The sequence below is a fragment of the Sulfitobacter sp. F26169L genome (genome assembly GCF_026410285.1).
Taxonomy (GTDB): Bacteria; Pseudomonadota; Alphaproteobacteria; order Rhodobacterales; family Rhodobacteraceae; genus Sulfitobacter.
The window spans coordinates 492,239-516,419 of sequence record NZ_JAPMLP010000002.1; the positions used below are offsets into that span (position 1 = coordinate 492,239).

Below are 24,181 nucleotides of genomic sequence, written 5' to 3' on the forward strand. Positions count from 1 at the left end.
ATAGCAGTGCTACTTCTTCTGGCACAGTCATCGGCGTCCCCGCCTGTACTGCAAGTAAGTCCTAGCGTAGCGTTAGTTAGTAGAGCGTTATTTCTTTTGGCTAAAAATATCCTCGCCGAAGGCAAAAAGTTCTTTGTGCGAGAGGTCAGTGATGAGCGCTGACCTAGGAAGGCTTTTGCGGCCCCGGTCAATTGCGGTGATTGGTGGCGGAGCTTGGTGTAGCCAAATCGTCCGGCAACTACATGGGATTGGATTTACTGGCCGGGTCGATCTTGTGCACCCGCGGTGTGGGATCATAGAGGGTATTCCGACCGTTCGTGATTTGAGCGATTTATCATCACCCCCTGATGCCGCCTTTGTCGGGGTGAACCGCAAATCTGCGATTGAAGTTATCAGATCGCTGGCTTTGTTTGGTGCCGGAGGAGCCGTTTGTTTTGCCTCAGGTTTTGCCGAAGCGTCAGCGGAAGATCGCGATGGGAAGGAACTGCAAGCTGAATTGGTGAAAGCCGCAGGTGAGATGCCGCTATTGGGACCGAATTGCTATGGGTTTATCAATGCGCTGGATCGCGCGCTGTTGTGGCCGGATCAACATGGGTGCGACTCTGTGGCGCGTGGTGTCGCTATTCTGACCCAGTCCTCAAATATCGCAATCAATCTAACGATGCAGCAGCGCGGTTTGCCTATCGGTTACGTGGTAGCTTGCGGAAATATGGCGCAAACTACGCAGGCCCAGATTGCTTTGCAATTGCTTGACGATCCGAGGGTTACTGCAATCGGGCTTCACATCGAGGGATTTGGAGATTTGGCTGAGTGGTATGCTCTGGCGCATAAGGCTTGCGATAAGGGAGTGCCGCTGATTGCGTTAAAAGTCGGGCGTTCCGATCAGGCGCAACACGCTGCGGTTTCGCATACTGCGTCACTGGCGGGAAGTGATGCCGGTGCGTCTGCCTTGCTAAAACGTTTGGGCATCGGCAGAACGTCCGATCTGCCAACCTTTCTGGAAACGTTGAAGTTACTGCATATGGTCGGGCCTTTGGATGCGCCGACGCTATCCTCAATAAGCTGTTCGGGAGGTGAAGCAAGTCTGGCCGCTGACGCTGCCGTAGGATCAGGCATGACGTTTCCTGCGCTGACCGGCGAACAGCGGGACGGTTTGGCAGATGCTTTGGGACCAATGGTCGCCTTGGCTAATCCGCTGGATTACCACACTTATGTGTGGCGGGATGTGGTCAAGATGACTGCAGCTTGGCTGCCAATGACGGCGTCGCACATCGGGCTGACGCTTGTTATCGTGGATTATCCGCACACGGATGCAAGGGACTGGGATTGTGCGACAAAGGCGGCCCTTGCCATACGTGCGAAAAGTGGCCGACCAGTCGCTGTCGTAGCGACCCTGCCGGAATTGATGCCACCTGATGTTGCTGCCGAATTGATGGCCGGAGGGGTTGTGGCGATAAGTGGGCTGACCGAAGCAATTGCAGCGGCGTCTATTGCAGCCTCCTTGGCGAAACCTGTCGCGCAGCCGGTGCTTAATGCCGGAGCGGATCGCGAGGCGGTTTTGGTGGATGAGGCCCAAGCCAAGGCCGCATTGAGCGGCTTTGGTGTCTTAGTGCCAAAAGGTGCAACAGTTCGGCGCATGGAAGGACTGAAAACTGTGGCTGCATCGTTAACTGCACCTTTGGTTCTTAAAGTTACGGGCCTTGCGCATAAATCCGAGGCATGCGGTGTGCGTCTGGGGCTTGCGGTGGATGAAGTGTTTACTGCCGCACAAGTGATGCCGGAAGGCGCTTATCTGGTCGAGGAAATGGTGCAGGAAGCGGTTGTTGAACTGCTGATCGGGGTCACTCGTGACCCTGCGCACGGTTTTGTCCTGACACTTGGTGCAGGTGGCGTTTTGACAGAGTTGTGGCAAGATACGGCCTCGATGCTGATTCCGGCAGATCCGGGATCAGTGGTGGCGGCATTGAAATCGCTTCGTATATGGCCCTTGATCGAGGGGTATCGCGGCAAATCCGGTGCTGATCTGAATGCAATCATCCGTGCTGTGATGGGCGTTCAGGAATACGTTATTGTCAATGCCAGCCGCGTCAGCGAGGTAGAGATCAACCCGTTGATGTGTACACCCGACACAGCCGTTGCAGTGGATGCATTGCTGTGTGAAGCCAGAGGAGAATAGCGATGGAACCGATCAAAACGCACCGTGAAGGTGCAATTCTGCAGGTAACATTGGACCGCCCCAAAGCGAATGCAATCGATTTAATAACATCGCGACAGATGGGAGAGGTTTTTGCCGGTTTCCGCGACGATTCCGGGCTTCGTGTTGCGATTATCACCGGCGGGGGTGATAAATTCTTCTGTCCGGGCTGGGATTTGAAAGCAGCGGCAGACGGTGACGCGGTGGATGGTGATTACGGCGTCGGCGGCTTTGGCGGGTTGCAGGAACTGCGGGGATTGAACAAACCGGTAATAGCTGCTGTGAACGGTATTTGCTGTGGTGGCGGGCTGGAACTGGCATTGAGCGCCGATATGATTTTGGCGGCTGATCATGCAACTTTTGCATTGCCGGAAATCCGCTCGGGTACCGTGGCCGATGCGGCAAGTGTGAAGCTGCCCAAGCGTATTCCCTATCATATCGCGATGGAGCTTTTGCTGACAGGGCGCTGGTTTGACGCGGAGGAAGGCAAAACATGGGGGCTGGTGAACGAGATATTGCCAGCAGACCAATTGATGGAGCGGACATGGGAGCTTGCGCGGCTTTTGGCGTCGGGGCCGCCGCTGGTCTATGCCGCAATCAAAGAGATTGTGCGCGATGCGGAAGATGCAAAATTTCAGGACGCGATGAACCGGATTACAAAACGGCAACTGGCCAGTGTCGACACCCTTTATTCTTCCGAAGACCAGCTGGAAGGTGCGCGCGCATTTGCAGAAAAACGTGATCCGGTCTGGAAAGGCAAATAACAGGCATTTGCCAAATGTCCGCTGGTAAGGTTATCTGATTACAAATTAGATTTTAGAAACAGGCGCTAAATTTCCATGAATATCATGTTTGTGCATCAGAATATGCCTGGCCAGTATCGTGAACTGGTCCAGTGGTTGGCCGAGCGTGGAGAACACACGATCTATTTCCTGACACAACGTAAAAATGCGCCGAAAATAGACGGGGTAGAGACGCGGATTTATAAAACGCATCGCGTATCCAACAAAGAGTCTTACGGGCTGAGCAAGGTCTGGGAAGAGGCCACCGGCGCCGGGTTCGGTGCGGCGCTGGCGGCGCAGAAGATCGAGCGTGATGACGGGTTTAAACCGGACATCGTTGTCGGGCATATCGGCTGGGGCGAGCTTACGTTTTTCAAACAGGTGTGGCCTGATGTGCCGATCATCGGTTTCTTTGAGTATTATTACCGGTTGCACGGCGGTCCGGTGAATTTCGACGATGAAGAGCCGGTGAATGATCACACGCCTTTCCTGCTGCACGCGCGCAATGCTGTGCCTGCAGCTAACATTTTGACGGTTGATCGCGGCCTCAGCCCGACCAAGTGGCAGCGCGACTGTTTTCCGCCCGAGATGCATGACAAGATTTACGTCTGCCATGACGGCATCCGCACAGACAAGCTTAAGCCGGACGCAACCGCGCAGTTGAAACTGGGGCGGATTGACAAACCCGTCGGGCTGGACGACGAGATCGTCACTTACATGGCGCGCAATCTTGAGCGTATGCGGGGATTCCACAAATTCATGCGTGCCTTGCCCGATATCCTTGCAGCGCGTCCGAACGCGCGGGTGCTGGTTGTGGGTGGAAACGAGGTGTCCTACGGCGCAAAAATCAAAAGCCCCGGCGGATTGCGCGGCGAAATGGAAGCCGAAGTCGGGGATCGCGTCGATTGGAGCCGCGTGCATTTTCTGGGTCAGGTGCCTTACGAGCAGTATCAGAAGATCATCCAGATCAGCAGATGCCATATCTATATGACGATGCCGTTCGTTTTATCGTGGTCACTGCTGGAAACAATGTCGATGGAAGCCACGATCGTCGCGTCTGATGTTGCCCCTGTTCGGGAGGCAATGACCCATGGTAAGACAGGCCTTCTGGTTGATTTCCACGATCCGGCGGCGCTGGCGCGTCAGGTAATTGAGGTGCTGGAGCGGCCCGCAGATTTCGCCCATCTGGGGCCTGCTGCGCGCCAACACGTGATTGCCGAATATGATTTTCTGACCAAATGCCTGCCAGAGCATATCGCCGAGATGAATGCCCTGCTGCCGCAGGACAAACAGATCCGTATGCCGGACTGATCAGGCTTAGTTGCTGCTGACCAGATTGATTAGGCCGAAGGCCGATCCGACCAGTCCGACAATCACACCGACGCTCGAAACCGGGCTTTCGGTGGCAAGCACCAGATCACCGGAGTTGATAAAGAAGTTGCGTGCCGAAAACAGGCCGTCGGAAGTGGTGAGGTCAATCGTAAAGACCACCCGCTGCTGACGTGGCCCGCGTTGGCCTGCGTTAAGAGCGGATGCAGGATACTCGCGCAAGATCAGCACCCCCTTGGGGTTTGCGCGCACATCATTTACGCCACCAATGATCGAAAGCGCATCAAGTGCCGATACCTTGTCACGGTTAAAGCTGAACTGGCTTTCCTTTCCGGCCGCACCAAGGGACAGGAAATAGCGGCTGTCCTTTTCAATGATGATCCGGTCGCCGCCGCGCAGGCGTGTGTCAAGCTTGGGGTTGTCAAACAGGCGCTGGAGCGAGGTGCGATAGGTTTTGTGGCTTCGGACCAGCTTGACCTGCGGATTGGTGAGGGATTCATTCACACCGCCAGCGGCTGAAATCGCCGCCAGCACAGAAAAGTTCTGATCCGGCATTTTCAAGTTGCCGGGGCTGCGCACACCGCCAACCATATCAACCGAGTTTATACGCCCTTCGGCCATGGAAAGTTGTACCTGCGCACCGGGGGCAACGGCCTCCAATTGGCGCTGAAGCAGCAGGCGTGCGTTGTCGGGGGTGCGTTCTGCGACGCGCACTTTGCCCACGTAGGGTACAAAGATCGATCCGCCTTCGGAAACGCGCATATTGGTCAGGTTTGTACTGCGCTCACCCGGCGCCATCAGCAGCGAGTTTTCGGCACTGTCCCAGATCACAAGGTTAAGTGTATCTCCGGGGCGGATGATCTGCGCATTGGTCCCGTGACTGTGGGAGAGCCAACCATAGTGTCGCGCACCGGTGTCGGGCCACTCCGAAACGCTGGGCAAGAATGCTTTTGTAACCGGATAGACCGCAAAATCTGCTTCCGGCTGGTCAGCGCCTTTGGTTACTTCCGATTGGATCGCAGCGCCGCGGGGCAGGGCGCCACATGCAGCTAACGTACCGCAAAGTGCTATCCACAAAAGGTACTTGGTTAGCTTGCGCATCGGAATTCCCACTCAATCTATTGTGTTCGACCCGTATCACATGCCGTGATTGTGGTGTGTGCGGGTTGGAAAAATATTGAACGCAAGATACTGCATGACGCTATGAGGTCAATCGTTACAACACCTGTTCAAACCGATTCTCGCGTGCTGTTGCTTGGCGCGGGTGGCCGTCTGGGCCGGATGCTGTTTGCGCATTGGCCGCAACCGCGTCAACTGATCGGGCAGAGCCGCCAGAATATCAACGGATTTCTGAAGTTTGATCCGCTGGCCGACAGTGCCGCGCTGAAATCCGCGGCGGCGCAGGCGCAGACTGTTATTTGCCTATCGGGTGTCACACCGGCCCACGCAGTCGCGACCGGTGACGGGATGCATCTTAATACCGATCTGGCGCTTGCGGCCATTGATGCCGCGCCCGCCGAGACACGCGTGTTTGTTGCTTCGTCCGCAGCGGTTTATGGCGCGGCTTATGGCCCGCTTTGCGAAGATGGGCCGGTTGCCCCGCTGAGCGCATATGGCCACGCCAAACGCGCGATGGAGGAAGTCGCATTGGCGCGGGGCGCGGGGCGGATTTGTGTGCTGCGTATTGGAAATGTTGCGGGGGCTGATGCGATCTTGGGCGGATGGCGTGATGGTATGGCGCTGGATCAATTGCCAGATGGCGGCACACCCCGGCGCAGCTATATCGGGCCGCAAACGCTGGCGCGGGTTATCCATACATTATGCATGGCAAAAGACGTGCCGGACATTATCAACATCGCCGCCCCCGGCGTGATTGAAATGGGCGCGTTGCTGGATGCTGCCGGTCTGGCATGGGCGCCGCGCGCACCCCAAGGCCCCGTGATCGGGGAAGTAGCACTGGACACCCGCCGCCTGGAAGCGCTTTACAGTTTTTCAGAAGATGAATGCACGGCGCAAGGCATGGTTGCGCAATGGAACAAGGGCAGGGCTGAAGGATGACTTGGCGCAAACGCATCTTTGATCTGTTTTTCGCCAGCCTGTTGGTGGTGATCCTCGGGCCGATAATACTGCTGTTGATTGTGTACATCTACCTCAAGCAAGGGCGCCCGTTGTTCTACGTGGCCGAGCGGATGAAAACGCCCGATCAGGCGTTTGGCCTGATCAAGTTTCGCACGATGACGGTGGTGGAGAAAGATCAAGGGGTGTCGGGGGCCCATAAAGCATCGCGCGTTACCCCTGTCGGAGCGCGGTTGCGCTCCAAACGGCTGGATGAATTCCCCCAGCTTTGGAATATACTCAAGGGCGATCTGTCTTTTGTTGGCCCGCGCCCTCCATTGCGCGAATATGTCGAGCAGTTTCCCGAGATTTATGGTGAAGTGCTCAGGTCTGTTCCGGGTGTGACGGGCCTCGCCACGATCCGGTTTCACAAACACGAAGAACGCCTGCTGTCGCGCTGCACAACCGCCGAGCAAACGCAGGATGTCTATTGCCGCATCTGCATTCCACGGAAGGCTAAGCTGGATTTGATCTATCAGCGTCATCAGAATATCTGCTATGATTTTGATTTGGTGTTTCAGACAATCGCAAACCTTTTCCGGCGCTGAAATCCGGCCACCTGCGCTTAATCCTGTGGATTGATCATCATTTGTTATGCTTTTAGGTGAAAATATAGTATTCGTAGCCGGTGATTGCGGTTAATGGCTGCATGGATCGCGCTGCAAGGCGCCGGTTTTAATAACTTTGCCGTCGCGACAGAATGTCGTGTAATTTGGAACAGGTCATGTTGAACTGGATTAAGTCGCTTAGTAAATTGCAAAAGCGGCGCATCATGCAGGGGATTGACGCGGCGCTTGTTCCGCTTGCCTTGTTGTTTGCGTTCTCCACCTTGGATTTGCAGGGTGGAATATGGGAAAATATGCGCAGTTACATGCTGCTGCTTCCGTATATGGTGCTGGCAACCATCGGCATTTCTGTCTGGCTCGGCACGAGTGATACGCAGCTTAGCGCTTATGAGGCGGCGTCAGTCGGTTTGACCGCGATCCATGCGGCATTGCTTGCAGTTGCTTCAGCCGTGTTCTCTGACATTTCGGGGCTGGATCTGCCTGTCGGGCTGCATATGGTTTTCGGTATGGTGTTCTTTTGCTTTGCCGTAGCAAGCCGCGCCGTCTTGCTTCAGCTGGTGCTGGCGCTGTATCGCTACTCCAGCAACCGGACGCGGGTGTTGATATACGGTGCGGGAACAACCGGATCACATATGGTGTCTGCCCTGCGGGGTCACCAGTCCATACATCCCGTTGCTTTTGTAGATGATAATAAGGGTTTGCACGGTATGCGTGTGCAGCGCCTGACGGTCTATCCATCGGTGAACATCGCCAAGGTGGTCGAGGACAAGCAGATTGATCGTGTGCTGTTGGCAGTGCCATCCCTAAGCCGCCCCAAGCAAGCCCAAATCGCACGGCGGTTGGAAAAGATGGGCCTGGAAGTACAGACATTGCCGTCCTTTTCCCAGTTGATCGGAGAAAAGGAACTGGTCGAAAAGCTGACGCCGGTTTCCGCGAAAAGCTTTTTGGGCCGCGTCGAAATTGATCATCCGCTGGGTGATGCAAGCAGTAGCTACAAGGATAAGGTTGTTCTCATCTCGGGCGCGGGTGGTTCCATCGGTTCGGAGTTGTGCCGTCAGGTAATTGATTGCAAGCCGTCCAAGCTGATCCTCTTCGAATTGAGCGAATTGGGCCTGTACAATATCGACATGGAACTGCGCAGTACGATTGAACATGAGAATTTGAATATCGAGATTGTTCCTGTATTGGGAACAGTCACGGACAGCAGGCAGGTGCGAAAACTGCTCACGACGCATGGCGTGCAGATTGTGTTGCACGCAGCTGCTTATAAACACGTCCCACTGGTTGAAGCGAACCCGCTCACCGGATTGGTGAACAACGTGTTTGGCACCCAGACACTGGCCGAACAATCCGCCAAGGCGGGGGTGGAACGGTTTATGCTAATTTCTTCAGACAAGGCTGTGCGGCCAACCAATGTGATGGGCGCTTCGAAACGGTTGGCCGAACTGGTCGTGCGCGATATGGCGACGCGTGTGGGCAACAAGGAAGGCACAGTCTTTTCTATGGTCCGGTTCGGAAACGTCCTTGGTTCGTCGGGGTCTGTTGTACCGCTGTTCCAGGAGCAGTTGAGCAGGGGCGGCCCGCTCACGGTGACTGATAAAGGTGTCGAGCGTTACTTTATGACCGTTCAAGAGGCGGTTCAGCTTGTCTTGCAGGCTTGTGCAATCAGCCGCGGTGCGGAGGTGTTTGTGCTGGACATGGGGCAGCCGGTGCCAATCCTGAACCTTGCCCGTCAGGTGATCGAAAGCGCTGGATACGAGGTACGTGACGCAGACAATCCCGATGGCGATATCGAAATCGAAATTACGGGCCTGCGTCCGGGTGAAAAGATGTCGGAAGAACTGACATTGTCAGACAGCCTGCTTGGCACATCGTACCCCAAAATTTTTATGACCCATGAGGAAGGGCTGTCGCAGATCGAAATCGCCACCGCCTTGCGCAGCCTGCGCGAAGCGTTTGTCGCCAGTGACGAAGACATGGCCCGCGACGTGGTGCGCCGCTGGGTCGAAGGCTTTCAGGTTATCGTTACAAAGGCAGACGCATCCTGAACAGAGCGCAGATTTGTCACGCAATCCTTCAATAAGAAGCTGACTAATTCTGCTTTGTTGCGCTTTCCCGAACAGATGTGCATTAGTTGCCGCAAAGACAGTACCGGACAGAGAGCAGAAAATGATCCGACATCTTGCACAGACAGCGCTTTGTACCAGCCTTTTCGGGGCTGCCTGCATCGTTCCTTCGGGGACAGGAGCGCAGAATGTCGACGGCTTTTTCGATGTGCCCAGCCGCCCGTCCCTCAACTTTTACGGCGTGACCGGGCTGATTGACATGCCAACTGCCGAAGCATTGCCAGACGGGCAGGTGGCAATCGGCATTTCACACGGCGGCGGACAAACGCGCACAACGCTCACGTTTCAGGCGATGCCGCGGATTCAAGCCAGCTTCCGTTACTCTGGTATTAAAAACGCCAACATCGCTGGTTTCGATACCTACCGTGACCGCAGCTTTGACGCCCGCTTTCTGTTGAACTACGAAAGCCGCTATTTGCCTGCTGTAACCCTCGGGCTACAGGATTTTGCCGGAACGGGTATCTACGCGGGTGAGTTTCTGGCAGCGACCAAGACGTTCTCGGGTAGTCGTGTTCCGGGGGTTGTGAAGACCACTGTCGGTCTGGGCTGGGGCCGTTTGGGCAGTTCGGGTGCAATCGGCGCGCCGTTCGGCAGTGACCGTCCCGCGTTCACGCCGGGTGATACGGGCGGTGAACTGTCTGCAAACCAGTGGTTTCGCGGTGATGTCGCACCGTTTGCCGGTGTTGAGTGGCAGGTGAATGACAAATTTGGCCTGAAAGCTGAATACAGCTCTGACGCCTATGTGGTCGAAACCGGCCAAGGTGTAATCGAGCGGAAATCACGGTTCAACTTTGGTGCCGAATATCAGGTCAATGATGCAATCCGGATCGGTGGCTATTATCTTTACGGTTCCGAAATCGGGGTCAACGTTCAGATGCAGTTGAACCCTAATAGAGCGATTGTCCCGATGCGCATCGCTGCACCGCGCCCCTACGATATCAGACCTGCGCGCCGCACCGATCCTGCCGCCTACGATGGCTCGTGGGCCAAATCGCAATCAACGGCATCAGGTGCCGTACGCGATGCAATGATACCGCTGCTGGAAGCAGAAGGCCTGACGTTGGTCGAGGCGCGGACGACTGCGTCGACAACGGAGATCCGCTATACAAACGATCGCTACCGCGCGACGGCCGTGTCAGTCGGGCGGGTTGCACGGGCGATGGCGCGGGTTTTACCTGCTTCTGTTGAAACGTTCCGTATTGTGCCTGTGGTGAACAATCTGGCGCAGTCAGCCATTGTTTTGCGTCGCTCTGATCTGGAGGCGTTGGAAACCGCGCCGAACTCGGCTGATGCGCTGTTGGCGGTGGCCGGAATAACCAGTGCTTCGCCCGCACTTCCGGGTTCTGCGCGCAACGAATCCTTGTACCCCAAGTTCAACTGGTCACTTGGCCCCTATCTGACACAGCGCTATTTCGATCCTTATGAGCCGATCCGGCTTGATGCGGGTCTGTCGCTTAATCTGTCTTACCAACCTGCACCGGGGTGGACGGTTGCAGGGCAGGTCCGGCATCGCTTGGTTGGCAATAACGCTGATATTTTCCGCCTCAATCAATCCCGCCTGCCGCACGTACGCTCTGACGCGGTTGAGTATGATCAAGGTGGTGATACTTTTATTCCCAGTCTCTACGTGAGCAAACAGTGGAAAGCCGGATCCGATGTGTATGCGCGGGTGTCAGCAGGCTATCTTGAGCGGATGTTCGGCGGTGTTTCGGCGGAGCTGTTGTGGAAACCGGTCGCGAGCAGGCTCGCGCTGGGAGTCGAGACAAACTATGTCAAACAGCGCGCTTTTGACGATATGCTGGGCTTTCAGGATTACAGCGTCGCAACCGGACATGTTTCAGCATATTACGAATTTAACGGCGGCTACACCGCGCAAGTCGATGTTGGTCGCTACCTTGCCGGTGATGTCGGAGCTACTTTCACGCTTGAGCGGGAATTTGCAAACGGTTGGGCACTGGGGGGCTTCTTTACCCTGACCGATGTATCGTCAGAAGACTTCGGCGTGGGATCCTTTGATAAAGGTATCAAGGTGACAATTCCAACAGACTGGCTGCTGGGCAAGCCGGACAAGCGGATCAGATCTACTTCCGTCCGTCCGTTCTCTCGTGATGGTGGTGCGCGTCTGAATGTGCCGGGCCGTCTGTACGAACAGGTGCGCAGTGGCCATCGCAACGGGCTGGTTGGAAACTGGTCTGGAGTTTGGGAATGAAAAATTTTGCATCGCACATTCTTAGTGCTGGTCTGATTGCAGGAATGTTGGCTGCTTGCAGCTCTGAAAAATCCGACTCGGCCAGTGTAGCGCAGACTGTCGCGACGACTTTGAAAACTGTCATTCAAGGCCGTAGGGAAGGGGCGCCGCAACGGGTTGTGCTGTCGGCCGAGGAATATGCGAAGATCAACGTCCCCATGCTTCAGGTTAACCCTGTCACGCTGGGAGGCAGCGATTTTCTGCAGCGTGCTGCAACGCGGCGCGATTCGGGGCGTGGCGCTGTAGAAATCTGGAAATCTTCCGATAACGCTCAGGTTTTTTTGAGAAATGGTGTGGTTATTGGCACACGTGGCATCGGGCGTGATATAATTGCTGCAGATGCGAGCGTGACAGTTTCAGCCCTGAAAACCGGCGCAAACCGAAGCGGCATTCGCACATTTACAATTTCCGACGGCGATGTAACCAGCAGCAAATTTCAGTATCGCTGCGACATTCGCAATTTGGGAGCAGCAAAGGTAACCTTTGCAAATCAATCTCTTACAACAGATCACTTTCGCGAAACATGTGTAAGTGACGCAGCAGGAGGTCAGGGTATAAGTAACGAGTATTGGGTCCAACGCTCTACCGGCGTTGTTCGCAAATCAAGACAATGGATGGGGCCGGCAGTGGGCTACTTCGATATGGTTTTGTTGAAATATTGAGCTTCCGAGCAACACTTGGCAGATGATCGCCAATAATGTAGTTTGAGCAAGATATTACCGTTGAGAATTCATTCCCGTTCGGCTATTCAAATTTCAAACGGGGAATCCCCCGAACAGTAAATCTAACACAGGATGACTAAAATGTTTAAAACCGTTTCTCTTGCCACAATCGTAGCATTCGCCGCGACAACTTCTTTTGCCGGTTCGCTTGAGCCAGTTCAGGAAGAAGAAAAAGTAATCGCGTACGTTCCTGCTGGCGGTTCCGGCATCGGCGTTCCAGCAATCGTAGGCGGCGTAGTAGCTGCTGCTGTTGTTGCCGCACTGGTTTCAAACAGCAACGACGATGACGATGGTTCCGTAGACGGCCACGGTACTGAAGCAGACTAAGTCTTCTTCGAGGCATCGAGCTATCAAAATTCAACGGCCTTTCCTAACGGAAAGGCCGTTTTCGTTTGTGGACCTTGCCATCTATCCCAATAAGTAGAGGGAGCGGATCGTGGATAAACGTCTGCTATCATTCGGCCACGGCTACAGCGCGCGCGCATTGGCTGCACGATTGGTGCCAGAAGGCTGGCATATTGTGGGAACAACCCGCAGCGCCGCGAAGCTGGACGGGATCGCCGCAACTGGTGTAGAGCCATTTCTTTGGCCTGATGACGATCCTACCGATTTGATCGAAGAGTTCCCCAATATTCTTGTCTCGGCAAGTCCGGGGCCGGACGGTGATCCGGTTCTGGCTGCGCTAGGGTCAGTATTTGAACGATCTGCATCTGACATGCGCTGGGTCGGATATCTTTCCACCACCGGTGTTTATGGTGACCACAAAGGCCGCTGGGTGGACGAGCAAACGCCGCTAACGCCGACAACCAGACGCGGTCAGGCGCGGGTGGAGGCCGAGGCGGCATGGCGCGAGATACCTGATCTGCCGTTACACATATTCAGGCTTGCCGGAATATACGGACCCGAGCGCGGCCCATTCGAAAAGGTGCGCAATGGCACCGCGCGACGCATCATCAAAGAGGGTCAGGTTTTCAGCCGGATTCATGTAGATGATATCGCACTTGCCTTGGAGCTTTCCCTGCAGACCCCCGATGCCGGCGCTATTTATAATGTATGTGATGATGATCCCGCCCCGCCAGAAGACGTAATCGGCCATGCTGCGCGTCTGCTGGGTGTCCCGATTCCCCCCGGGATTCCGTTCGAGACGGCTGAAATGACCCCCATGGCACGCAGCTTTTACGCCGAGAGTAAGCGGGTGCGGAACGATCACATCAAGCAGGCGTTGGGTTGGAAATTGACCTATCCTGATTACCGGAGCGGTCTTGCCGCGATGCTCGCGTATTGTATGCAGACCGAAAACTGAATGACCAATATCACCCCCCGCGATCTGTCCGATTTACTTGAGAATGTCGCAGCAGCTGCCAGATCGAATGATACGGTCTCGGTTCGTGAGGTTCTGGAGCAGTTTGGCGAACGCTCGATTACACCCGTCGTTCTGGTGATTGCGGTCATACTGATCTCCCCGATCTCCGGTGTGCCAGGAATGCCGACATTGTCCGCGTGCCTTATTATCCTACTGGCAGTTCAGGCTTTGGGGGGCAGACGTCGTTTATGGGTGCCGGATATTTTGTTGCGCCAGCGGATGTCAGGGGCGCGACTGGAGAAGATGGTTGGATGGTTGCGCAAGCCCTCCGCATTTGTCGACAGGCACTCTACCTCGCGATTGACAGTTCTCACACGCGGACCTGTACGGTTGATGACGTTGCTAGCCTGTATCTGTATCCCGCTGGCATGGCCGATTCTTGAAATCCTGCCGTTTGTAACTTCAATCGGTGCCTTCACAGTTGCGTTGCTGGTGTTTGGTCTTTTCATGGATGATGGTCTGTATGTGTTGGCCGGGTACGGGATGATCGCGCTCACTCTTGGGGTGGGGCTGTTTTTTCTGGTCTGACCGCGCCTTGTCGAGGTGGGACGGACACGCCATATACATCCGAACCCGCGAACTACGGAGCCCTCATGACCTTCACACAAAAGCTTGCAGCCGTTCTTGAAACGGACCGAGTAAGAAATGCCATTCTTCTGGTGATTCTGTTCAATGCCGTAATTCTTGGTCTGGAAACATCAAAACCGCTGATGGAACGTGCAGGTGGGATTATCATTATGCTGGACAGGTTCTGTCTGGCTGTGTTTGTCGCGGAACTGTTGGCAAAACTGATCGCCTACCGGATGCGGTTTTTTCGCGATGGTTGGAATATATTCGATTTCGTGATTGTCGGTTTGTCGCTTATTCCTGCGGCGCAGGGGTTCTCTGCACTGCGTGCGTTGCGGATATTGCGGGTGCTGCGGGTTGTCTCTGTGGCGCCGCGTTTGCGTCGCGTGGTTGAAGGATTCGTTACAGCTCTACCCGGCATGGCATCGGTGTTTATCCTGATGGCGCTGATTTTTTATATCGCCGCTGTTATGGCGACGAAACTGTTCGGCACATCGTTTGATGAATGGTTCGGCACCCTGGGACGCTCGGGGTATTCCCTGTTTCAGATCATGACGCTGGAAAGCTGGTCAATGGGCATCGTGCGACCGGTGATGGAGGTCTATCCATACGCATGGATGTTCTTTGTCCCGTTTATTATGGTCACTACTTTTGCAGTTGTGAACCTGCTGGTCGGTTTGATCGTCAACTCGATGCAGGACGCTCACCAAGAGGAATCAGTGGCAAGCACGGATGCATACCGTGCGGATGTGCATGACAGACTGGAAGCATTGGAAGCTAAACTGGACCAGTTGATCGCGGCGCAGAAAAACTAGGCGCTTTGCGCGCCGATTGATCCAATGCCGAGCGTATCCAGCACTTTTGCCGCGATCTGTTCGGCATTCATTCCCGCCACTGCATACATATCTGCAGGGTTTGCCTGATCGATAAAGATGTCGGGCAATACCATAGAACGATATTTCAAACCGCTATCAAATACGCCTTCTTCGGCCAGCAGTTGCGCCACATGGCTGCCAAAACCGCCAATCGCGCCTTCTTCAACGGTGATTAATGCCTCGTGGTCTTCTGCAAGTGACAGGATCATGTCACGGTCCAGCGGCTTGGCAAAACGGGCGTCGGCAACTGTCGGGGTAATCCCTCTTGCAGTCAGGGCCTCTGCCGCTTTCTCCACTTCTTCCAAACGGGTCCCGAATGAAAGGATCGCAACGCGGCTACCTTTGGAAATCATCCGACCCCTGCCAATTTCCAGCGGTACGCCACGCTCCGGCATGTCAACGCCGCGCCCTTCACCGCGCGGAAAGCGGAAAGCAATCGGCCCGTCATCATGGGCTGCTGCCGTGGCCACCATGTGTTTCAGCTCTGCCTCATCAGCAGCGGCCATTACAACAAATCCGGGGAGGTTGGCGAGAAACGCGATATCGAATGATCCCGCATGTGTTGCGCCATCCGCACCGACCAACCCTGCGCGATCTATCGCAAACCGGACTGGCAGGCGTTGAATTGCAACGTCATGCACCACCTGATCGTAGCCGCGTTGCAGGAACGTGGAATACATCGTGCAAAACGGTTTCATTCCGCCAGCGGCCAGTGCCGCGGAAAAAGTCACGCCATGCTGCTCTGCAATTCCGACGTCAAAACACCGCGAAGGGTAGCGCGCAAGAAAAGGGTTGAGGCCGGTGCCATCGGGCATGGCGGCAGTCACCGCGCAAATTTTGTCGTCTTCGGCGGCCAGTTGCAAAAGTGTATCCGCAAAAACGTTTGTATAGCTGGGCGCGTTGCTGGGTGCCTTCTTCTGCTCTCCGGTCACTACATTGAATTTTGCGGTCGCATGGCCCTTGTCCCGCGCCGCTTCGGCTGGCCCGTACCCCTTGCCCTTTTTGGTCAACACATGGATCAGGATCGGCCCTGTCGCGCGGGCCTTAACTGTGCGCAGCACCGGCAACAACTGGTCCATATCATGCCCGTCGATCGGGCCGACATAATTGAATCCCAATTGCTCGAACAGCGTGCCACCGACGGCCATCCCTTTCAGCATTTCCTTTGCGCGCTTTGCACCTTCGCGGAAAGGATAGGGCAGCAGGCTCACCGCGCCTTTTGCGGCGGATTTGAATTCCTGAAATGGCTCTTCCGCATAAAGGCGGCTTAGATAGGCCGACATAGCGCCAACAGGGGGCGCGATACTCATCTCGTTGTCGTTCAGGATAACAATCATTCGCTTTTTCAGATGGCCGGCGTTGTTCATCGCCTCATAGGCCATGCCCGCCGACATAGAGCCATCGCCGATCACCGCAATCGCATCACCCAATCCTTCGGGCACAACGCCGCCCAGATCCCGCGCCACCGCAAATCCCAACGCCGCCGAGATCGAGGTGGAGCTATGCGCAGCACCGAACGGATCATAGGGCGATTCCGCGCGTTTGGTAAAACCGCTCAAACCGTTTTCCATGCGCAAGGTGCGAATACGATCCCGCCTTTCTGTCAGAATTTTATGCGGATAGCACTGGTGGCCAACGTCCCAGATGATCTTGTCGCGCGGCGTATCGAAAACCGCATGCAGTGCGACCGTCAGTTCGACTACACCCAAACCAGCGCCCAAATGTCCGCCCGTCACGGATACCGCCGAGATAGTTTCCGCACGTACTTCATCTGCCAATTGCGTCAATTCGCGGTCCGAAAGGCCTTTCATATCCGCAGGGCGGTTGATCCGGTCCAGGAGCGGAGTGGTTGGCGTATCGGTCATTTCGTCATCCCTAGCTTTTGCGCGCAATCACAAACTGCGCTGCCTCACGCAGCGTGTCGGCGTCTTTGCCATAGGCAGATAGCACATCACAAGCAGAAGTCGCCAAAGATTGCGCGCGCGCTTTGGCACCATCAAGGCCAAGAAGTGATACGAATGTGGCTTTGCCAGCGCTCGCGTCTTTCCCGACGGCCTTTCCCAAAGTAACCACACTCCCCTCAACATCAAGAATATCATCGGCAATCTGGAATGCGAGGCCAAGATCACGGGCATATTGTCCCAGCGCTGTGCTGTCGGCCTGCGCCATCTCAGGCCCCACAGTGGCGGCCCACTCGATCAATGCTCCGGTTTTCCCTGCTTGAAGATCGGTGATTTCGGACAGATTCAAAGGTGTTTTTGCTGTTTCAGCCGCGATATCCAATGCTTGACCGCCGACCATTCCGCGCACCCCCGCTGCTTGCGCGAGGGATACCACAAGCTGAAGCCGCGCTGCCATTGGGCATTCCGTCTGCGCCACCAACTCAAATGCAAGGGCCTGCAATGCATCCCCTGCAAGCACGGCAGTTGCTTCATCCCATTTGCGATGCACAGTGGGTTGTCCGCGCCGCAAATCATCATCATCCATACAAGGCAAATCGTCATGCACCAGAGAGTACGCATGCATCGCCTCAATCGAAGCCGCCGCAGCCGCCGCATCTTTCGCAGCAATATTATGCAGTCGCGCTGACTCTAGAACCAGAAATGCACGCAATCCCTTGCCGCCAGTGGTTCCATATATCATCGCTTTGCGAATTTCCCCACATCCGCCGTCAAGCGCGGCCGCAATACGGGTCGAGGCCAGATCACCCGCCTCCAGCAAGGCCTGCGCAAAACGGCCCACGGCTACAGCCCTTCGACAGGCTTCAATCCGGCAGGGTTACCGTCACCATCCAGCGTGATAACGGCAACTTTTTCTTCCGCTTCTTTCAGTTTTGCCTCACAACGGGCTTTCAGTAGCGCACCGCGTTCATACAGGGTAATACTCTCGTCCAGCGCAACGTCGCCGCGCTCCAGCTTTCCCAATACAGTCTCTAATTCGGCCATTGCCGCTTCAAAGCTCATCTCGTTCACAGGGGTATCGCTCATGGAAAAACTCTCTCGTTTCGTATTCAGGCAATCATACCGGTCCGGCATCGCCATGACCAGCACAGCTTCGCCCTAATTCTTTTGGCTAAAAATATCCCGGGGGAATCGTCGCGAAGGGACGATGGGGGCTGGCCCCCTCAACCCGCTAATCGGGCGCAAGCATATAGCCCGCACCACGCACGGTTTGCAGATATTGCGGTTGCTTGGGGTCTGCCTCGATTTTGCGGCGCAGGCGGGTGATTTGAACATCTACCGCACGCTCTTGCGCCTGACCACGGTCGCGCCCCAGTTCCTCCACCAGTTTCGCACGGCTTAATGCCTCTCCCGGTTTTGCCGCAAATATCTTCATCAGCTGGATTTCCGTTGCAGTCAGCCGGACAAGCTCTTCCCCCTGCCACATCTCGCCCCGCTCCATATCATAACAGATCGGCCCCAAATACAGTACCTTCGGCGCGGTGTCCTGGGGGGCGGCTTCGGGCATCCGGCGCAAGATTGCGTTTATGCGCAACAGCAGTTCCTTGGGCTCGAACGGCTTGGCAAGGTAATCATCCGCACCCGCTTCCAGTCCCTCGATCCTGTTGCCGGTTTCGCCTTTTGCGGTCAGCAGCAAAATCGGTGTCGTCATTGTTTCGCGCAGAGATCGCGTCAGGCTCAGCCCGTCTTCGCCCGGCATCATCACATCAAGGATAAGCATATCAAATTCCAGGCCCGACAATATTCGTCGTGCATGGGCCGCATCCCGTGCTGCTGTCACCAGAAATCCGTGCCGCATCAGAAATTTCTGCAAGAGAGTGCGAATGCGTTCGTCGTCATCCACAATCAACAGGTGCGCATCGGGGGTACTCATAATGTGCTGTCTCTCAGGCGGGCGTAGCTGGCGCGCATTTCACTGTCCATCATCGCCTCTAGCACAGTTCGAAAACCGGCCACGGCATCGGGGCCTGCATCGCGAAACGCTGCCCGCATCCGCGCGCGCTGTGCATCCGAAAGTGTCTGTTCCAATTCCTGTCCCGCCTGTGTGAGGTTCAGATGTCGCTCGCGTTTGTCCATCCGTCCGACCTTGCTTTCTACCAGACCATCCGCAATCAATGTGCGCAATACACGGTTCAGCGATTGTTTCGTGACCCCCAGCAGGTTCAGCAAATTGTTGACAGTTGTCCCCGGCGCGCGGCCTATGAAATGGATCGCGCGGTGGTGGGCGCGTCCATACGCCATTTCAGCAAGGATCCTGTCAGGATCGGCGGTAAAGCCGCGATAGGCAAAAAACATCGCCTCGATTCCCTGCCGCAGCTGTTCGTCCGTAAGAAACAGCAGCGCCTCGCCGCTTGCGGGGCTGGATGTGCGCCTGTCCATGGATATCCTCCCGAGGTCAATTCAGAGCGGCAGTTTAAGTCAGTGTTGTTGACACTCCAACCCCGAAAGGCTACGCAAAATCGAATATGGCGTAACTAAATTTCGACACCGATTGCTTTAGCGCAACAATCGAAAAAAATGTAAAAGGAAAGTACAATGGCTGGCGGATATGATGACCGTGACGGACACATCTGGATGGACGGGAAGATGATCCCGTGGCGGGAAGCCAATGTGCATATACTGACCCACGCCATGCACTACGCCTCCTCTGTGTTTGAGGGAGAGCGCGCGTACAATGGCAAGATTTTCAAAAGCCGCGAACATTCCGAACGCCTCAAGCGCTCTGCAGAGCTGATCGATTTTGAAATCCCCTATTCGATAGATGAAATCGAGGCCGCGAAAAACGAAGTGTTGAAAGCATCGGGGCTGAAAGACGCCTACGTGCGCGCGGTTGCTTGGCGCGGGGCAGGGGATGACATGGGCGTCGCCTCGCAAAGGAATCCTGTGCGCATGGCGATCGCGGCATGGGAATGGGGCGCGTATTATGGTGATGCCAAAATGCAAGGCGCCAAGCTCGACATATCCAAATGGAAGCGTCCCTCTCCCGAGACAATTCCCTGCCATGCCAAGGCGGCAGGTTTGTATATGATCTGCACCATGTCCAAACATGCGGCAGAGGCCAAAGGCTGTTCCGATGCGATGATGTTCGACCATCGCGGGTATGTGGCCGAAGCCACGGGCGCGAATATCTTTTTTGTAAAAAACGGGGAGGTTCATACCCCCGTGCCAGACTGTTTCCTTAATGGTATCACCCGCCAGACGGTGATCGAAATGCTGCGCGAACGGGGGATCGTCGTACACGAACGCCACATCATGGCCGAGGAACTTGACGGATTCGAGCAGTGCTGGCTGACAGGTACCGCTGCGGAAGTCACGCCCGTAGGCCAGATCGGTGAACATACTTTCGAAGTTGGCGCGCTGACCCGCGACATCGCGGAAAGTTATGAAAAACTTGTGCGCGCGTAATTACCGATGCCGGATGTCGCCACCAGCCGGAGCGAAGCTCCGGCTGGTGGCGTAGCGGGGCCGAAGGCCCCGCAAAACCTGATGTCAGTATAAGGCGACGGGGTTGATCATGGCCTGCACCGAGCCGACAATTCGCGGCTGCCCCAAAACAAACATGAACTCGTTTACACCTTCACGCAGCAGCGGTCCGACATTCATGGTTTCCAGAATATAAATCCCGTTCTCTTTCAACAGCGTAACGTGACCGTAAAATACCTTGTCATCCGGCGCCGGCGGAATTGGTTCTAACCCCCAAGTGTCCGCACCAACCGCCATAGGGTTGAGGGAAGCGATATAAACCGCGCCTTCATTACTCAGCCCCGGTTCAGTGCTGCCCCAGGCTGCCGGATCACTTTCCAGCATGCCTTCGGTCCATCCGGTATGGAACAGAATGATGTCGCCTTCGCCCATGGTCACGCCCTGCGCTTCCGCTGCAGCTTTGATTTCGGCCGATCCGAAATGCGCGCCGGCGGCCATCACTTCAACACCCGCATGGGCCGCCATATCCAGTATCACCGCACGACCAACCAGCGGTGGCACGGCGTGGGTGCCCAGCTTGGTCAGGCCTGTGATCGCGCTTATCTCTTTCTCGTCCAGACAGTTGTAATAATGACCGCCCTCGCCAAGATGCCCTAACCCGTCAAGCTGAGATCCGATGCCGATCCACGTCTGCAAAATGTCATCGTTATAGTTGCCCTCGTATCCGAAGCCCGACAGTTTTTGACCGCCTTGCTGATTCGGTTGCACAACCTGTAGGTTAAGCGAGCGGGGCGGAAAAGCTGGCGTGTTTGGCCCGATGGCGATGCCAAGCGGCATGGATTTCCCCTGCTTGATCAGCGAAGCCGCGGCGAGCGTCCGTTCTGGCGTGACCAGATTGGCAGAGCCGAGCGTGTCATCCGCGCCCCATTGGCTGGATGACGTGCATTCAGCCCATGCAGCACCCGCACCCATGCTCAACCCGAGGCATAGGGCTGTTATTTTCGTCAAAGTCATTTTGATCCTCCACTTTTGAACGGGCGCGCCCTCTGGTGGGGCAGATTCGCCTCCTGTGAAGTTTCAGGCTAACACGGCTTCCTTCATTGACGAGAAATTTCAGCAGTTACAGGTAGGTCGCCGCCTAGAAGTCGACACCGCGCTGGGCTTTGATCCCGTTTTTGAACGGGTGCTTCACTTCGGTCATCTCTGTGACCAGATCGGCGTATTCGCATAACTCGGGCTTTGCATCGCGGCCTGTCAGGATCACACCGGTGCGCTTGTCACGCGCCTCAAGACCGGCGATCACATCCTCGACCGACAGATAGTCATAGCGTAGCGCGATGTTGATCTCATCCATGACAATCAGGTCATAATCACCGCTTTCCATCATCTCGCGCCCCTTGGCAAAGGCGGCATGCGCAGCGGCGATATCGCGATCCTTGTCTTGAGTGTCCCAGGTGAAGCCCTCGCCCATGGTGTGCCATGTGACACCGCCAAGACGCTCGAAAAACTGGCGCTCGCCGGTGATCCATTTGCCTTTGATGAACTGGATCACACCCACCTTTTGCTTCCACCCCAACGCGCGCACCATCACACCGAACGCAGAAGAAGATTTGCCCTTTCCCGCACCTGTATGCACCAGCACCAGACCCTTTTCGGGGTCTTGCAGGTCTGCGACACGCTTGCGCTGTCGAGTCTGGATTTCCTGCATTTTTGTTTTGTGGGCGTTAGAATCGTCGGACATTAGCGTGTCTCCATTTTGAAAATATCAGGATTTCGGTTCGCTGACGGCGCGCACCTTACCGCGCTCCATTCCCAGCTGACGCTCGCGCCATATTACCAGCACGCCTGCGACAATAACCAGACCGGAACCCATCAGCATCAGCGCCGTTGGAAGTTCGTCAAACAGAACATAGCCCAGAATGATCGCAAACAGCATCGAAGTGTAATCATAGGGCGCAAGCATCGAAACAGAGCCGAAGCGATAGGAGGATGTTACCAGAATTTGCGCCACCCCGCCGATAAACCCCGCTGCAACCAATAACCCGAGTGTTTGACCCGTAGGCACCACCCAGCCGAACGGCGCTGTAAGAAGGGAAAGCAGCGATGCGGTAACGGAAAAATAGAATACGATCGCGGCTGTATGTTCAAATTGCACCAGCTGGCGCAGATGCACCTGCACCAACGCGCGCAGCATGGTTGCCCCGAGAATCAGCGTCGCGCCCAGAGTGGCGGCGTGATCCAGCTGCGCGCCGCCGAAGCGTGGCCAAAGAATGATAATCACGCCAACCAGTCCGATTGCCACTGCACTTACGCGAAACAGACGGATTCGTTCCCCCAGCATCAGCGCCGCCAGAAGTACGGTAAAAATTGGCGTGGCAAAGCCGATTGCGGTGACTTCGGGCAGGGGCAGCAAGCCAAGACCTGCAAATGTAAGCCCCATCGCTGTGGTCCCGAACAGTCCGCGCCACACATGTCCCATCGGGTTTTTTGCCTTGAGGCCAACAGCCAGTTGTTTGCGCTGTGCCAGCCAGATCAGGATCACGGGGATTGCAAAAAACGAGCGGAAAAATACGGCCTGTCCGGCGGGAACGTCATCTGCTGTGGCCTTGATGATGGCCGACATGAAGGTAAACAGCATGATCGCCATCACCTTCAGCGCAACGCCCAGCGCCGGCTTTGCAGAGAAATCCTCGATCTTCATCGGTCTGTCATTTTTTTGATCCGATCAAGCCTTGGTTCTTGCCGATCTGGCCGCGGTGAAGCAACAGATGATCCAGAATAACACAAGCCATCATTGCCTCACCCACCGGAACCGCGCGGATACCAACACAAGGATCGTGACGGCCTTTAGTAATGATCTCGGTTTCCTCACCGGATTTGGTGATTGTCTTGCGGGTGGTCAGGATCGACGAAGTCGGCTTGACCGCAAAGCGCACCACAATATCCTGCCCCGTGCTGATCCCGCCAAGGATACCGCCGGAATGGTTGGAGGAATACTCTGGCCCGTTTGGTCCCATGAATATTTCGTCTGCGTTCAACTCTCCAGTCAGCATTGCGGCTGACATGCCTTCGCCGATTTCCACACCTTTGACGGCGTTGATGCTCATCATGGCGGCGGCCAGATCAGTGTCTAACTTACCGTAAACGGGGGCGCCGATACCTGCGGGAACATTGCGCGCAGTCACTTCGATAATCGCCCCTACGGAGGACCCTGACTTGCGCAAACCGTCGAGGTATTCGGCCCAGTCCACTGCGGCCTTGGCATCAGGCACCCAGAACGGGTTCTGTTCGATCTGGTCCCAGTCAAACGCAGCACGGTCGATCTGGTGCGGGCCCATCTGCACCATGTAACCGGTGATTTGCACATCGGGTGCGATCGTCTTGATCGCCTCACGCGCAAGGCCACCAGCGGCCACACGGCTGGCAGTTTCACGTGCAGAGGAACGCCCGCCGCCGCGATAGTCGCGGATGCCGTATTTCTGGAAATAGGTGATATCCGCATGACCTGGGCGGAATTTCTCCTTGATGTCTCCATAGTCTTTCGAGCGTTGATCGGTGTTTTCGATCATCAACTGGATCGGGGTGCCTGTGGTCACACCTTCAAACGTGCCCGACAGAATCCGCACCTCGTCGGCCTCGCGGCGCTGGGTGGTGAATTTGTTCTGGCCCGGCTTACGCTTCTCCAGCCAGTGCTGGATCATGTCCGGCGTAATCGGCACGTTTGGCGGACAGCCATCAACAGTGGCACCCAAGGCCGGCCCGTGGCTTTCGCCCCAAGTGGTTACGCGGAAAAGATGGCCAAAGCTGTTGATCGACATGCGGTGTGCTCCTTTGTCCCAAGCCTTAGCGGGGCAAGGTCGGTGCCTCAAGGGGTATTGGCTTGCTAAAGCTGTGCGCATTGCCTACGACT

General features: G+C 55.7%; 23 protein-coding genes. 13 read left to right on the top strand and 10 right to left on the bottom strand.

The genetic code is table 11. The annotated features are described in order from the left end of the window. Positions 1 to 151 precede the first annotated feature (151 nt). The 3 genes from OS189_RS06580 (at position 152) to OS189_RS06590 (ending at position 4,287) form a co-directional block, all read left to right on the top strand. A complete protein-coding gene (locus OS189_RS06580) occupies positions 152 to 2,176 on the top strand; it encodes an acetate--CoA ligase family protein (protein WP_267166492.1) in 2,025 nt (674 codons plus the stop codon). 2 nt (positions 2,177 to 2,178) lie between these two features. Next, positions 2,179 to 2,958: a carnitinyl-CoA dehydratase gene (locus tag OS189_RS06585; protein ID WP_267166493.1), complete on the top strand. Its 780-nt coding sequence runs from the start codon at positions 2,179 to 2,181 to the stop codon at positions 2,956 to 2,958. 75 nt (positions 2,959 to 3,033) lie between these two features. Then, a complete protein-coding gene (locus OS189_RS06590; protein ID WP_267166494.1) occupies positions 3,034 to 4,287 on the top strand; it encodes a glycosyltransferase family 4 protein in 1,254 nt (417 codons plus the stop codon). A gap of 6 nt (positions 4,288 to 4,293) precedes the next feature. Here OS189_RS06590 and OS189_RS06595 read toward each other — a convergent pair whose 3' ends face one another. Further along, on the bottom strand, positions 4,294 to 5,406 hold the full coding sequence (locus OS189_RS06595; RefSeq protein ID WP_267166495.1) for a polysaccharide biosynthesis/export family protein: 1,113 nt from the start codon (positions 5,404 to 5,406) through the stop codon (positions 4,294 to 4,296). 102 nt (positions 5,407 to 5,508) lie between these two features. Here OS189_RS06595 and OS189_RS06600 point away from each other — a divergent pair, with 102 nt between their 5' ends. The 9 genes from OS189_RS06600 to OS189_RS06640 all read left to right on the top strand — a co-directional run bounded on the left by OS189_RS06600 (position 5,509) and on the right by OS189_RS06640 (position 14,827). Next, positions 5,509 to 6,363, top strand: coding sequence for an NAD-dependent epimerase/dehydratase family protein (locus tag OS189_RS06600; RefSeq protein ID WP_267166496.1), 855 nt, complete (start codon positions 5,509 to 5,511; stop codon positions 6,361 to 6,363). Continuing rightward, entirely contained in the window at positions 6,360 to 6,968 is a 609-nt protein-coding gene (locus OS189_RS06605) for a sugar transferase (protein WP_267166497.1), read from the top strand. The genes OS189_RS06600 and OS189_RS06605 overlap by 4 nt, the downstream gene beginning before the upstream one ends. Positions 6,969 to 7,144: 176 nt before the next feature. After that, positions 7,145 to 9,034 carry a polysaccharide biosynthesis protein gene (locus OS189_RS06610; RefSeq protein ID WP_267166498.1) on the top strand — a complete coding sequence of 630 codons (1,890 nt, stop codon included), beginning with the start codon at positions 7,145 to 7,147 and terminating at the stop codon, positions 9,032 to 9,034. Between the two features lie 121 nt (positions 9,035 to 9,155). Next, a complete protein-coding gene (locus OS189_RS06615; protein WP_267166499.1) occupies positions 9,156 to 11,321 on the top strand; it encodes a YjbH domain-containing protein in 2,166 nt (721 codons plus the stop codon). After that, positions 11,318 to 12,022, top strand: coding sequence for a YjbF family lipoprotein (locus tag OS189_RS06620; protein WP_267166500.1), 705 nt, complete (start codon positions 11,318 to 11,320; stop codon positions 12,020 to 12,022). Before OS189_RS06615 ends, OS189_RS06620 begins: the two co-directional genes overlap by 4 nt. A gap of 141 nt (positions 12,023 to 12,163) precedes the next feature. Beyond that, positions 12,164 to 12,409, top strand: a complete 246-nt coding sequence (locus OS189_RS06625; RefSeq protein WP_267166501.1) for a hypothetical protein — start codon at positions 12,164 to 12,166, stop codon at positions 12,407 to 12,409. 109 nt (positions 12,410 to 12,518) lie between these two features. After that, on the top strand, positions 12,519 to 13,385 hold the full coding sequence (locus OS189_RS06630; protein ID WP_267166502.1) for an SDR family oxidoreductase: 867 nt from the start codon (positions 12,519 to 12,521) through the stop codon (positions 13,383 to 13,385). Continuing rightward, positions 13,386 to 13,973 carry an exopolysaccharide biosynthesis protein gene (locus OS189_RS06635; protein ID WP_267166503.1) on the top strand — a complete coding sequence of 196 codons (588 nt, stop codon included), beginning with the start codon at positions 13,386 to 13,388 and terminating at the stop codon, positions 13,971 to 13,973. It abuts the gene before it with no gap. Positions 13,974 to 14,038: 65 nt separating this feature from the next. Beyond that, on the top strand, positions 14,039 to 14,827 hold the full coding sequence (locus OS189_RS06640) for an ion transporter (RefSeq protein WP_267166504.1): 789 nt from the start codon (positions 14,039 to 14,041) through the stop codon (positions 14,825 to 14,827). Here OS189_RS06640 and dxs read toward each other — a convergent pair. The 5 genes from dxs to OS189_RS06665 form a co-directional block, all read right to left on the bottom strand. Next, complete coding sequence (dxs, locus tag OS189_RS06645) at positions 14,824 to 16,752, bottom strand: 1-deoxy-D-xylulose-5-phosphate synthase (RefSeq protein WP_267166505.1); 1,929 nt, start codon at positions 16,750 to 16,752, stop codon at positions 14,824 to 14,826. The genes OS189_RS06640 and dxs overlap by 4 nt on opposite strands. A gap of 10 nt (positions 16,753 to 16,762) precedes the next feature. Beyond that, a complete protein-coding gene (locus tag OS189_RS06650; protein WP_416237459.1) occupies positions 16,763 to 17,629 on the bottom strand; it encodes a polyprenyl synthetase family protein in 867 nt (288 codons plus the stop codon). A 2-nt stretch (positions 17,630 to 17,631) separates the two neighbouring features. Then, positions 17,632 to 17,874 carry an exodeoxyribonuclease VII small subunit gene (locus OS189_RS06655; protein ID WP_267166506.1) on the bottom strand — a complete coding sequence of 81 codons (243 nt, stop codon included), beginning with the start codon at positions 17,872 to 17,874 and terminating at the stop codon, positions 17,632 to 17,634. A 145-nt stretch (positions 17,875 to 18,019) separates the two neighbouring features. Further along, positions 18,020 to 18,721 (bottom strand): response regulator, encoded by a 702-nt coding sequence (locus OS189_RS06660; protein WP_267166507.1) that lies wholly within the window; start codon positions 18,719 to 18,721, stop codon positions 18,020 to 18,022. Next, entirely contained in the window at positions 18,718 to 19,227 is a 510-nt protein-coding gene (locus OS189_RS06665; protein ID WP_267166508.1) for a MarR family winged helix-turn-helix transcriptional regulator, read from the bottom strand. The genes OS189_RS06660 and OS189_RS06665 overlap by 4 nt, the downstream gene beginning before the upstream one ends. Positions 19,228 to 19,383: 156 nt before the next feature. Between OS189_RS06665 and OS189_RS06670 the strand changes: the two genes are divergently transcribed. Continuing rightward, positions 19,384 to 20,253, top strand: a complete 870-nt coding sequence (locus OS189_RS06670) for a branched-chain amino acid aminotransferase (RefSeq protein WP_267166509.1) — start codon at positions 19,384 to 19,386, stop codon at positions 20,251 to 20,253. Between the two features lie 84 nt (positions 20,254 to 20,337). Here the strand turns inward: OS189_RS06670 and OS189_RS06675 are convergent, their stop codons facing one another. The 4 genes from OS189_RS06675 to aroC form a co-directional block, all read right to left on the bottom strand. After that, entirely contained in the window at positions 20,338 to 21,285 is a 948-nt protein-coding gene (locus tag OS189_RS06675; RefSeq protein ID WP_267166510.1) for a cyclase family protein, read from the bottom strand. A 124-nt stretch (positions 21,286 to 21,409) separates the two neighbouring features. Further along, entirely contained in the window at positions 21,410 to 22,012 is a 603-nt protein-coding gene (gene cobO / locus OS189_RS06680) for a cob(I)yrinic acid a,c-diamide adenosyltransferase (RefSeq protein WP_267166511.1), read from the bottom strand. A gap of 24 nt (positions 22,013 to 22,036) precedes the next feature. Then, positions 22,037 to 22,972 carry a DMT family transporter gene (locus tag OS189_RS06685; RefSeq protein ID WP_267166512.1) on the bottom strand — a complete coding sequence of 312 codons (936 nt, stop codon included), beginning with the start codon at positions 22,970 to 22,972 and terminating at the stop codon, positions 22,037 to 22,039. Between the two features lie 7 nt (positions 22,973 to 22,979). Next, complete coding sequence (gene aroC / locus OS189_RS06690) at positions 22,980 to 24,089, bottom strand: chorismate synthase (RefSeq protein ID WP_267166513.1); 1,110 nt, start codon at positions 24,087 to 24,089, stop codon at positions 22,980 to 22,982. Between the last annotated feature and the right edge of the window lie 92 nt (positions 24,090 to 24,181).